The organism is Streptomyces sp. NPDC055400 (genome assembly GCF_053644375.1).
The window spans coordinates 227,583-240,193 of record NZ_JBSHLM010000001.1; the positions used below are offsets into that span (position 1 = coordinate 227,583).

6 protein-coding genes and 1 pseudogene are annotated in these 12,611 nt (G+C 71.2%); 4 read left to right on the top strand and 3 right to left on the bottom strand.

Features of this window, described 5'->3' with window-relative positions; genetic code table 11:
* Positions 1-188 precede the first annotated feature (188 nt).
* Both ACWIGU_RS01000 and ACWIGU_RS01005 read left to right on the top strand, forming a co-directional pair.
* A complete protein-coding gene (locus tag ACWIGU_RS01000) occupies positions 189-548 on the top strand; it encodes a hypothetical protein (protein WP_454396103.1) in 360 nt (119 codons plus the stop codon).
* 375 nt (positions 549-923) lie between these two features.
* Positions 924-4,535, top strand: coding sequence for a S8 family serine peptidase (locus tag ACWIGU_RS01005; protein ID WP_454396105.1), 3,612 nt, complete (start codon positions 924-926; stop codon positions 4,533-4,535).
* 68 nt (positions 4,536-4,603) lie between these two features.
* Here the strand turns inward: ACWIGU_RS01005 and ACWIGU_RS01010 are convergent, their stop codons facing one another.
* On the bottom strand, positions 4,604-5,311 hold the full coding sequence (locus tag ACWIGU_RS01010; protein WP_454396107.1) for a TetR/AcrR family transcriptional regulator: 708 nt from the start codon (positions 5,309-5,311) through the stop codon (positions 4,604-4,606).
* A 174-nt stretch (positions 5,312-5,485) separates the two neighbouring features.
* A pseudogene (gene tnpA, locus ACWIGU_RS01015) lies at positions 5,486-5,719 on the bottom strand (IS200/IS605 family transposase); the annotation flags it as partial.
* A 1,466-nt stretch (positions 5,720-7,185) separates the two neighbouring features.
* Between tnpA and ACWIGU_RS01020 the strand changes: the two are divergent.
* The gene (locus ACWIGU_RS01020; RefSeq protein ID WP_454396109.1) at positions 7,186-7,308 is read left to right on the top strand and encodes a hypothetical protein; all 123 of its coding nucleotides are present in this window, start codon (positions 7,186-7,188) and stop codon (positions 7,306-7,308) included.
* Positions 7,309-7,412: 104 nt separating this feature from the next.
* On the opposite strand, the gene ACWIGU_RS01025 is transcribed toward ACWIGU_RS01020, so the two are convergent.
* Entirely contained in the window at positions 7,413-11,306 is a 3,894-nt protein-coding gene (locus ACWIGU_RS01025) for a carboxypeptidase regulatory-like domain-containing protein (protein ID WP_454396111.1), read from the bottom strand.
* 219 nt (positions 11,307-11,525) lie between these two features.
* Between ACWIGU_RS01025 and ACWIGU_RS01030 the strand changes: the two genes are divergently transcribed.
* On the top strand, positions 11,526-12,536 hold the full coding sequence (locus tag ACWIGU_RS01030; protein WP_454396113.1) for a helix-turn-helix transcriptional regulator: 1,011 nt from the start codon (positions 11,526-11,528) through the stop codon (positions 12,534-12,536).
* The last annotated feature ends 75 nt before the right edge of the window (positions 12,537-12,611 follow it).

Consider the following 12,611-nt stretch of genomic DNA (forward strand, 5'->3'; position numbering starts at 1 on the left):
TGCAACTCCCTTTCGTTGGCGGCTTGTTGCCATGGCGCAGAGCCGCCGTCGAGGCGCATTGAAACCTGTGTCGGAATCGGCCCAGACTTGCCCCCGCTTCGCCGAGTGCCCGGAAATCCCCGGTCGTCTCGGCGAGTGATGGTTCCGGACGGTCACGAGCCGTCACCAACTCATGGGAGAACTCAGCGATGTTGCGACGTATCACCCAGCGCGCTGCAGTGGTCGGCGCCACCCTGGCCGCCGTGGCTGCGCTCACCGGCGGCACCGCGAGCGCGGCCGACACCTGGTACTACGCGGACAGCTGCCCGGGCGTCATCATCCCCGGAAGTCCCGGCTCGGTCTGCCTTACGCTCGCCGACAACCCGGACCAGGTGATTGTGATCCAGGAGGGCGAGTCGGCCACCTTCGATCCGGCCATCAGTATCACCGGTGCGGCCAACAGCACCGTCGGCACGAGCTACTGCTTCAGCGGCGACGGCTCCATCGGCCCGTCGCAGGTGGACGACTTCTGGCCGCCCGTCACGGTGACCGGCGCATACCCGTGCTGACATCGGGCGCGTGGCCCGTACAGCCGTGACACCCGGCGGGCGCCGTACCTCGAAGTGGCGGCGCCCGCAGGCGTGCCGGGGCCGACCGACCCGATGGGCCGGTCGGCCACCCTGAACAGCCGCGTCACCGCAACTGCGTCACCCACCTCAAGGGCTGGGCTGGGTCACCCCACCCCGAAGGAATCGATGACGGTCTGAAGCGGCTGCCGTCGATGACGTCGCCCAAGGTGCTGTTGTGTACGGTGCCCGAACTGCGCCTCCGTACCGCTCCCGCGCCTGGGGTGCTCGGGTCGTCGCCGGACCCCGACCGGCGCAGTTCAGACGGCAGTGGCGAGCGCGCCGGGAACGTACCCATCGACAAGGAGCACGAAGTCCGTGACAGCACACCGCCCCGCAGCCGTTCCCGGCGCAAGGGGCTCCACCCTCACCAGTGGCAGACGCGGCAGAGGGCTTGTCGCCCTGGCCCTGGCCACGGGTCTCGCACTCGCCGGCACACCGGCGCTCGCCCAGACGGCACCCGACGGCGGCGTACACACCTACGAAGCCAAGGCCAAGGGCAAGCTCGCGCGCGTGCTCGACCGGGCCAAATCCGATCAGCGCACCACGTTCTGGGTGAAGTTGGACTCACGCGCCGACGACACGGCAGCCCGCAAGGCGAAGGGCAAGACGGCCAAGGGCCGATCGGTCTACGACAGCCGCCGCGCGCATGCCAAGAAGTCCCAGGCGGGCCTCGTCGACCTGCTCAAGGACAACGGCGCGCACTACAGGTCCTTCTGGATCAGCAACGCCGTCAAGGTCACCGCCGACAAGTCCCTCGCCGACAAGATCGCGGCGCGGGACGACGTGGCCGCGCTGTACGCCGACGATCCGATCCCGCTGCCGAAGACCATGACGGGCAAAGCCGTCCGCAGCACCGATCCCACCGAGTGGAACGTCGACCAGATCCGCGCACCCAAGGTCTGGGACGAACTCGGCGTGCGCGGCGGCGGAATCGTCGTCGGCTCCATCGACACCGGCGTCCAGTACACCCACCCCGCGCTCGCCGCCTCCTACCGCGGCACGAAGGCGGACGGGTCGTACGACCACGCGTACAACTTCTACGACCCGTACGGCGTGTGCCCCGGTGACGCGCCCTGCGACGACCAGGGGCACGGCACCCACACGATGGGCACCATGGTCGGTGACGGCGGCACCGGCAACCGTATCGGGGTCGCCCCCGGCGCCAGGTGGATCGCCGCCAAGGGGTGCCTGGCCGACGGATGCGACGTGGCGGCGCTGCTCATGGCGGGCCAGTGGATGATCGCCCCGACCGACCCCCAGGGCAACAACCCGCGTCCGGACCTCGCCCCCGACATCATCAACAACTCCTGGGGCGGCCCCACCATCGACCCGTTCTACGAGGACATGGTGAACGCCTGGCGCGACGCGGGCATCTTCCCGTCGTTCTCGAACGGCAACACCGGGCCCGGCTGCAACACCACCGGATCGCCCAGCGGTTACGTCTCCTCGTACGCCACCGGCGCCTACGACAACACAGGCGCCATCGCCTGGTTCTCCTCGCGTGGCACCGGCCGCGCCGACGGCGTCAAGCCCAACATCTCCGCACCCGGTGTCAACGTCCGTTCGTCCATGAACGACGGCGGCTACGCCGTCGAGTCCGGCACTTCCATGGCCGCCCCGCACACCTCGGCCACGGTCGCCCTGATGTGGAGCGCGTCGCCCGCGCTGCGCGGCAACGTCGCCGAGACCGAGCGCATCCTGAACGAGACGGCCGTCGACACCGACGACACGTCGTGCGGGGGCAGCCCCGGCAACAACAACGTGTACGGCGAGGGCAAGTTGGACGCCTACGCCGCCGTGTCGGCTGCGCCGCGCGGAGCGGTCGGCGAGCTCACCGGAAAGGTCACGTCCGCGGGCGCACCGCTCGCGGACGCCACCGTCGCCCTGGACGGGCCGCTCAAGATGACGGTGACCACGGGCGATGACGGCACGTACCGGCTGCCCAGGGTCGCGGCTGGGGAGTACAAGGCCACCGTCTCCAAGTACGGATACGGCACCGCCGAGGACACCCTGACGATCGCCGGTGACGCGACGCTCACCCGTGACTTCGCCCTGGACGAGGCGCCGAGCGCAACGATCACCGGCACCGTGCGCAGCGCCGGCGGCGCCGAGGCCGGAGCCACGGTGGCCGCGCAGGACACCCCGCGCTCGGTCACGACGGGCGAGGACGGCACCTTCCGCCTGACCCTGCCCAAGGGTCAGTACGCGCTCACCGTCACCCCCGCGCAGCGCTGCGCCGCCGCCGGCAGTGTCACCGTGCACCTCACCGGCGACACGACCAGGGACGTGGAACTGACCGGCCTCACCGACGGCGCCGGCACCACCTGCACCGCCACGCACGACAGCGACTTCCCGCGCGGCGAGAAGAAGCTGAGCTTCGCGAACCAGTACCAGGACAAGGCGAGCATCGACCTGCCGTTCCCGGTGGCGCTGTACGGAAAGACGTACCGCAAGGCCGACGTCACCAACGAGGGGTACATCGACTTCGACGGCGGCCAGGTCTTCGGCGGCAACACGAACCTGCCCAGCATCTGGGTGAGCGGCGCCGTGATGCCCTTCTGGACGGACCTCCAGCCGGGAACGAGCGCGGACGCGGGCGTGTACTGGACGGTGCGCGGAAGCGCCCCGCACCGCTCGCTGCTCGTCGAGTGGCGTGACGTGACCATCGGCTATGGCAGCGACACCATCACGTTCTCCGCCGAGATCGGCGAGGACGGCTCGATTGTCTACCGATACGCGAGCGTCCCGGACTCCCCTGCCGAGAAGGGATCCGTCGCGACGATCGGCCTGGCGAACGCCGACGGCACCGACGCCTTCGAGTACGCCTACCGCAAGCAGACCGTCGACAAGGACCTGAAGATCACCTTCCGGGCGGCCCGCAGCGCGGCCGTCGCGGGCCTGGCCACCGACGCCAACGACGGCGATCCCGTGTCCGGCGCGGACGTGTCGCTGCTGAGGGACGGCCAGGTCGTCGCCACCGACACCACCAAGGCGGACGGCGGCTACCTGTTCCAGGTCCCGGCGGACGACGAGCAGTCCTACACCGTCTCCCTCAAGGCCTCGCACTACGAGGACGGCGAGCTCGCCGCCACGGCGAAGCCCGGCGCGATCACGTACGGCAAGACCGCCCTGCGCACCGGCGAGGTCACGGCGTCGACCGACAGGATCACCCTGGCGATCCCGAAGGACGAGAGCCGCGAGCGCACCTACCGGCTCACCAACTCCGGCTCTGCGACGGCCTACTCGGTCAAGGAGAAGGACGGCGCCGACTGGCTGCGTGTGACCGACGGCGACGGCACCCTCACATCCGGGGCCACCCGGGACGTGAAGGTCACCTACCGCAGCAAGGGAGCCGCACCCGGCACCGTGCTGCGCGGCACGCTCCAGATCGTCTCGGACAGCGGGCGCACCCCGGTCCTGGAGATCCCGGTCACCGTGGCCGTGCCGCTGTACCAGGCCGCCCTGGACTCGGGCGGCAAGACCGGCGGCCGTGACAGCCGCGGCGACGCGTTCAGCGCCGACCAGGCCTACCGGAGCGGTGGGTTCGGCTACGTCGACGGCTCCGCGCTCAGCACGACGAAGGACGTCGCGGGCACCGGCGACGGTGCACTGCTGCGCACCGCGCGCCAGGGCGTCCTGGAGTACCGCTTCGACGACGTGCCCGACGGCGTCTACCGTGTCGACCTCGACTTCGCCGAGATCGGCGGCAAGACCGCGGGCAAGCGCGTCTTCTCGGTGCTCGCCGAGGGCGGCCAGAAGGTGTCGTACCTCGATCTCGCCCTGGAGGACGGCCAGTTCACCGCGGACCGGCGCTCCTTCGACGTGAAGGTCACCGACGGGACGCTCAACCTGCGGTTCGTCGCCACCACGGGCAAGAGCCTCGTCAACGCCGTGCGGGTCACCGAGCGCCCGGACCTGTCCGGCTGACCTCGGCGGCCCCGGAAGCGTGTGGCCCGCCCGCGACAGGGGAGCGGGCGGGCCACACGCGATCCGACTCAGGCCGGCGGCCCGTCCCCGGTCTCCTCGGGGACGGGCCGCCGCGCGCTGCCCTCGGCGGCCGCGGGTCCGTCGATGGCCGTGCACATCCGCTCGAGCAGGGCGATGAACCGCTCGTCGAGATCGCGTACGCCGATCCCGAACTCCTTGGCGAGTCGTGACCGCCCCAGGATGTAGCCGTAGTTCACGGACTTCAGGAAGGTGTGCAGCGCGACGGGGTCCACGTCATCGGCGACGTAGCCGTGGTCGATGTCGGCCCGCAGTCGCTCCTGCGTGGTGTCCCGGAAGGGCATGACCTTCAGCTTCGGGTCGCCGTCGAGCATCAGGAGCAGCACGAGCCTGATCGACGACACATGGCGCACACAGCCGCGCACCGCGCGCACCACGCGGTCGGCGAAACGCGAGGGTGCCTCCTGCACGAGCAGCTGGGCGCGCCGCTCGACGGCGGTTCGGGCGAGCGCCGCGCGCAGCAGGTCCCGCCGGGAGCCGTAGTAGTGGTACACCAGTCCGCGGTTGACCCCGGCGCGGTCGGCCACCTCGCGCAGGTTCAGTCCCGCGAGGACCCCGTCCCGCTCGATGAGTTCCAGGGCGGCGCGCTCGAGCATCTGCCCGGTGATCTCGCTGTCCATGGCGGCCTTCGTGGGAGGCTTCGTCGCGGCCTGCGCGGCCTCGCCCCCGTCAGCCCTGCCGTCCTTGCTGTGTGCCAAGTCCGCCTCCCGCGACCACCCTCACCCCACTGACCAGGGGATCACCGTACGCGACGCGGGCCGGACCGCGCTCTCAGGCCCGCAGACCGGGATGGACGCCACCCTCCAGGCGGAGGTGGGGCGCATCCTCGGGCTCCTGGTGCGGAGTGCCGGGACATCGCTGGGAAGCAAGGATCACGCGGGGCGCTGCTGGTTCTCGATGTACGGGCGCACGACGGTCGGGGGTGCTCCGCCGCGGCTCCCGGCGAAGTGCGAGCCGGACCAGAAACGGCCGCGCCGCACGTGCGCGTGGTACTCCTGGGGTGGTAGCCGGGCGGAGACGCCCTTGAGGGAGTTGACCAGCTGGGAGAGCTGGACCTTGGGCGGGTGGTGCACCAGCAGGTGCACATGGTCGTCCTCGCCGTTGAACTACTTCAGTAACGGGGGGAGGGACCCCATCGAGGACGCTCCGCCGCCCTGCGATCGCACGCACCAGGCGGCGCTCGCTGATCCGCGCTCTCTTGCCCCCAGGCCGTAAGGGGCCCTCGGCCGTGGCGAGTTACTGCCCTGGCGGAAGCTCGCCGCCGTAGCTCCTGGTCAACCGGGGTGCGGGTGCAGGACATTCGTCAGCTGACGATTCGCCCGGCCTGCGCCACCCTGCCCGCGGGCCCGCACGGAGCCCGCGGGCGCGAGGTGCGCCGGCCCTGTGGAAAGGGTCGACGCGGGAGGCGGCAGCGCCGAGGAACTCGCCGCGGCCGATGTGCGCGGCAAGGCGGCGCTGGTGCGCTGGCAGGTCGGTTCCGAGCCGACCGCCCAGGTCGCCGCGGCGCGTGAAGCAGGAGCCGCTGTCGTGCTGTTGTGGGACAAAGACGGCCACGGCTGCATGTGCAGCGGCGCCACCACCCCGCAGCCCGGCATCACGGGCCTGTGGCTGAGCACCCCGGACGGCGCTGTCCTCGCGGCACGGACCGCGGACGGCCCAGCGACGGTCACCCTCGAGGGCCACCCCGCCCCGGCCTACGCCTACGACCTGGTGCGCGAGCTGAAGGGACACGTCCCCGGATCGGTGACCGTGGCTCCATCGGAGCGTGAACTGGCCCGAGTGGAACAGAAGTTCAAGGTGCAGAGCGCCGGTGAGATCCCCCGTGACGCGCGTGCCGTGTTCGTGGACGGCTGGCCGGGCACGGGCACGCTCGGCCAGGGTGTCACCGTGCCGGGCACCCGCACGGACTGGGTCACCCCCGGTGTGGGCTGGCTGCACACCGTCAGCACACCCGGGCGCCTGGACTTCAGTGACCCGGAGCCCAAGCAGTACCCGGCCGGGGAGGAGAGCTCCGAGACGTGGGGCGGCCACCCGTACCACTCGGCGCTGCCCGATAACGGCGGTTACTACGCGGTGCGCACCGAGGACACCTTCGAGCTGTCCTTCGGCGTCTGGCAGGACAGCAACGGCCACATCGCGCCGCCGTTCTGGTTCGACACCGCGAGCTACCGCTTCCTGCGCGACGGAGAGCCGGTCAAGTCCGGTAACGGCACCGGCCTGCGCTTCCCGGTGACCAAGGACCCGGCCACGTACACCTACGAGATCACCGTCAACGGCTACCGCAACCGCCCGCTGTCCACCCGCTCCACGACGGCGTGGACGTTCCGCTCCCAGCGCCCCACGGACGGTCCCGTGCCGGTGCAGCTGCTCCAGATCACCTACGACCTGGCCCTCGACGGGCGCAACAGCGCGGCGGCCGGGGAGACGGTCGGCGCGCACATCCGGTTCACACCGGGCCCTGACCGTGAGATCGTCGCGGACTCCGTCACCGTCGAGGCCTCGTACGACGACGGGCAGACGTGGACGCGGCAGCACGTCGGCAAGGGCGAGGGCGGCACGTGGGACGTGGGACGTGACGATCGCGCCCCCGCCGGCCGACGGCGGCAACGGCTTCGTCGCTCTGCGGACCGCCGCGCAGGACACGGAGGGCGGCGCCGTCAGCCAGACGGTGACCCGCGCCTACGCCCTGCACTGACCGGTCGAGGCCGTCCCCTGAACCACGATGGCCCGCCCCTCCCGCACATGCGACGGCCCGCCCTCATCAGGAGGGCGGGCCGTCGGCGCGTCAGCGGGGCGGGGTCAGGACCCGGACGTCCGGACCTTCAACGTCGCCGTGAGCTTCGGCGCGGTGAAGGGGGTGTCGGTGGTGAGGTACACCGTCGCCCCGTACGTGCCCGCGACCGGCGCCGCGGAACCGGTGGAGAAGCGGGCCTTCACCTTGACCTGCTCACCCGGCTCCAGCGTGAGCGTCTCACGGTCCAGCGTGAGCCACCCGGCCGTGGTGTCGGAGCGGTCGTACCCCGGCAGCAGCAGGGTGGCGGCCAGCGGCCGGGTCGCCGACATGCTGCCGCCCACCGTGTACAGGCCGGTCGTCGCTCCGTAACGGTACGACGCCTGGGGCGAGTTGGGCAGCGCGGTCCAGTGGTCGGACTCCGGGTCGTAGGCCCAGCCCTGGTTGGTGACGGCGCCGCGCATGACACCGTTCTGGACCAGCAGCCTGCCGCCGCCCGTCGCATAGGCCGAACCCCACACCGCGCCCGGCAGGTCGGCCACCGGCGTCCACGTGTCGGCCTTCGCGTCGTAGCGGTAGGCGTGCGCGGTGGCGCCGCCGGGCCCGGTGCCGCCCGCGCAGTACACGGATCCGGACAGCGTCCCGCAGGACTCCCAGGCGATCGGCTCCGGGTAGTCGGCCGCCTTGTGCCACTCGCCGGAGGACGGCTCGTAGGTCCAGGTGTCCTTCTTGCCGCACCCCGTCTCGTCACAGCCGCCGATGACGTACAGCTTGCCGCCGAGCACCGCACTGCCGGAACCGCCGTACGGAGCGGGCGATGCGGCCGCGGTCGTCCAGGTGTCGGTGTCCGGGTCGTACACCTCGGTCTTCGGGTCGCCCTTGCTGCTGCCGATGCCCCAGCCGCCGGTGACGTACAGCTTGCCGTCGACGAAGCCGTGCGCCGCCGACTCGCGTGCGTCCTGAGGGAACTCGCGTTCCTGCCAGGTGTCCTTGGCCGGGTCGTACGCGTAGAACGCGTTGGTGTCGAGCGTGACCGGGCCGGTGTAGCCGAGGCCCGCGTACAGGATGCCCTCGTGCGAGTCGACGATGTTGCCCGACACCTTGGTCGGGTAGTCGGCGACAGGCGTCCAGCCGCCCGCGGCGGTACCCGCGTCCTCCTCCGTGGCCCGCTGCGCGTCCTCGCGCTCCTCCTTGGACATCTTCAGGGCCTCGGCCGCCTGCGGGCCGGTGGTGACATCGGCATCGACGTGCCGGGGCGCGGTCTCGTCCGGGGTGACGGCGGGCGGTGTGTAGCCGTCGGAGTCCACGCCCAGGCGCACCGTCGCGGGCGCGGTGCCGGTGTTCTTCACCGTCATGTACGAGGTGTCGCTGTCACCCGGATCCAGCGTGGCGTCGAGCTTCTTGCCGTCCACCTCGATCCGCCCGGACCTCAGGGAGATGTCCTTGCGGGTCACACCGCCGGACGCGAGGTCGAGGGCGGCGTCGGTGTCGGTGTGGCGGTATGCGGTCGCGGTGAGGTGCTGGTCACCGGTCTCCTTCGAGAACAGCCAGTAGAACGCGCCGTCCGCGGCCGGATCGGGCAGCGCCGCCGAGGTGCCGGAGGCGTCGGCGACGCCCTTGACGCCCACCGTGGCGCCGGGCAGTGCCTCGTGCGTGGTGGCGTCGGTGACCTCGCCGACCACCAGAGCGCCCTTGCGCTCGTCGCAGGTGGTGGAGCCGAGCTGCACGTCGTCGATCTCCCACCACTGCGACCATGCGCCGGTGTAGTGGAACCGGGCCCGCACGTCCGACTCGCCCTTCGCCTGCGGCAGGTCGACGGTGATGTGCTGACCGCTGACGGTGCCCGAAGCCTTCTCCCACACGGTCGTCCAGGTCTGCCCGCCGTCCACGCTCACGTCGGCGGCCGCCTTCGAACTGGGCAGACCGACGTAGTAGGTGTCGAAGGACAGCTGCGGTGCCTCGATGCCCGTCATGTCGACGGCCGGCGAGGTGAGATAGGTGTCCTGCGTCTTGCCGGGGCCCAGCTTGGAGCTGTCGACGATCGCGAACTTGCCGCTGTCGCCGGTGACGTTGAGCCGCGTGCTGGTGAAGTCCCAGCCACCGCCGGTGGCGTTGGCGGTGGTGACCGACCAGCCGTCGGGCGTCGCGCCGGACTCGAAACCCTCGCGCATCCCGTGGTCGGTCGGCCCGTACCCGGGCGCGAAGCACTTGGCGGCGTCGACCTTCAGGTCCAGATCGGTGTCCACGTCACGGCTGCCGACAGTGACCTTCTGCTCGGCCGCCTGGTAGCCGGGGTAGACCGGGTCGGCGCGCAGCGTGTAGTCGGCGCCCTCGGGCAGGTCGATGCGGAACCGGCCCGTCCCGGCGTCGGAGTACACCGGGCCGCCGGGCACCCCGTCGACGGTGATCTTCGCATAGAGCGGCCAGTCGTGGCCGGAGCCGTCCTTGACGGTGCCCTCGACGGTCTGCCGCGGCACCGCCTTCAGACGGGCGTCGCGCGTCACCGTCGCGTCCTCGGCCACCTTCACGGACTCGGGATTCGAGGTGGGGAAGCCGTAGGCGGCGACCGACACGTCGTACGTCCCCGGCGGCACGACCAGGCTGTAGCCGCCCTTCACGTCGGTGGTCGCCTTGTAGTCACCTGCGCGGACCTCGGCGGAGACGACGGGACGGCCGCGGCCGTCGACGACCGTGCCGGCGATCTCCCCGTGCGGTCCGGCGCGGAAGGCGTCCGGGCCCTTGGGCGTGCCGAGACCGGTCGGTCCGTCGTATCCCTCGGCCCCCCGGCACAGATATGCCGGGGAGGATCCGCAGCTGCCGTTGGCGCCCTCGGTCACGTCGTTGAGGGCGCCGGACTTCGCGTACGGGTAGGAGTTGGGGTGGGTGCCCGCGAGCGGCTTGCCCGCGTTCGCGTACACACCGGTGATGATCGGCGCGGAGGCGCTGGTGCCGCCGAACACGCTCCAGCCGTCCGCCTTGAACGAGTCGTAGACGGCCACTCCGGTCGCCGGGTCGGCGACCGCGGCGACATCGGCCACCGTGCGCTTGGCGCAGTTGGTGTCCTTCTGGAAGGCGGGCTTGGGCGAGAACAGTGAGCAGCCCGAGCCGCTGCCGGCCCACACCTTCTCGCTCCAGCCGCGCGCACTGTCGTCCTTGACCAGCGAGGTGCCGCCGACGGCGGTCACGTACGGCGAGGACGCCGGGTAGGACACCCCGAATCCGCTGTCTCCCGACGAGGCGACGACGGTGACGCCGGGGTGGTCGAAGTAGGCGTCCATGGTGGACTGCGCCGGATCCTCACCACTGCCCGCAGTCGAAGAGTAGCCGCTGCCGTAGGAGTTGGAGACGAACTGCGCGCCCTGCGCGACCGCCTGGTTCACCGCCGCGCCCAGGTCGTCGAAGCCCGGCGTCGCCGCCTCGACGAGGACGATGTGCGCCTTGGGCGCCACGGCCGAGACCATCTGCAGGTCGAGGGAGATCTCCGCGGCCCAGCCGGCCCGTGCCACCGGATAGCCCTGGCCGCCGCTCTGGTCGACCTTGGTGAAGCAGCCGCCCGCCGTCGTGCACTCCGGCAGGCCGAACTGCCTGCGATAGACGGCCATGTCGGCCTCGGCGTTCGGGTTGTCCTGCGCGGCGACCACGGCGATCGTGGCACCCTTGCCGCCGTCGTCGGGCAGCCCGTACGCACTGCGCAGCTCGGCGGGGGACAGGCCGTCGGGATCCGCCGACCGCAGCAGTCCCTTCGCGGACTTCACGTCGGTGCGGCGCATCGCGAAGCAGGCGAACTGGCCCGGCTGCGGGGCTTCGCAGGCACGCTCGACGGAGGTGTCCGCGGCGTGGGCGGGCGTCGCGAAGGCCACGGGGCAGAGGAGGGCGGCACTCGCCCCCAAGGTGGCGGCAGCGGCCGCCAGGCGGCTGCGGGCGCTCACGCCGTCATGGCGCAGCGCACGTCGTATGTGCATGGTTGGTGACTCCTGGGGGTGAGAGGGTGGCGGCCCTCGCCCGGCGGCCTGCGCCGAGGCACGCGGCGTCGGCGGGGAAGCTGAACGGCGGGCCACCGGTGGCTCACCCTCGCAGAGACGTCGCCCGTATGGAGATGATGTGTCCGACGGATGGCCGCCATGGCTGAACCCCGCCACCGGACAGATAGTCAGTAACCACTAAACAAGGGGGCAAAAGTAATGTTGCATGCGATAGGACTGGACAATTCCCAGGAGCGCGCCTATCGGGCCCTGCTCACGCGCGGAGCGAGTGACGGCCCGGCGCTGGCCGACCGGCTCTCGATGTCCGAACGCACCCTCGCCCGCGCCCTGCACCGGCTCGAACAGCTCGGCCTGATCAAGGCATCCGGAGAGCAGTGCAGCGAGTGGGCGGCGCTGCCGCCGCGTGTCGCGATCGGCGCGCTGCTCGCCCGGCACCGTCTCGACCTGGAGAAGGTGGAGCTGGAGGCGGGCCGACTTGGGGAGGAGTTCCAGGCCTTCGCGGTCGAGCCCACCCTGCAGGAGGCGGTCGAACTGGTCGTCGGAGTGGAGGCGGTGGCCGAGCGGTTCCGGCATCTGCAGCTCGGCGCCCGCAGCGAGGTGTACGCCCTGGTCACCGACGAGCCCATGGCCGTCTCGGCCGAGGACAACCGCGCCGAGGAGGAGTCGACCGCGCGCGGCGTGCGCTACCGCGTGGTGGTGGAGCGGCAGGCGCTGACGCGGCCCGGCACACTTGCCCAGCTGCGCCTGGCACTGGACCGGGGCGAGGAGGTCCGGGCCGTGGGCCGACTGCCCACGAAGCTCCTGATCGCCGACGGTGCGGTGGCCATGACCCCCTTCGACCCCCGTGAGCGGCTGCCCGCGGCGTTCGTCGTGCACACCGGAGGCCTGCTCGACGCGCTCACCAGCCTGTTCGCAGCGGTGTGGCAGCAGGCCCTGCCACTGTGTCTCGACGACGACGGCGCGGCGGTCACGGCCGGGCGACCCGAACCTGACGGCGTCGACCGGGCGATCCTCTCCCTGCTGCTCGCCGGACACAGCGACACCGGCGTCGCCAAGCTGCTCGACATCGGACTGCGCACCCTGCAGCGGAGGGTGAGCCGCATGATGGATCTGACCGGTGCCACCACCCGGTTGCAACTGGGCTGGCACGTCTCGGAGCGGGGCTGGGTGACACGCGAAGCCGGCACGGAAACGATTGCACATCATTAGCGTAACGCTAAGGCGACGGCTGTCCGTTATTAGCAAATCGCTAAGAATGGTGGCGGGTTCGGGTCATGGCGAACA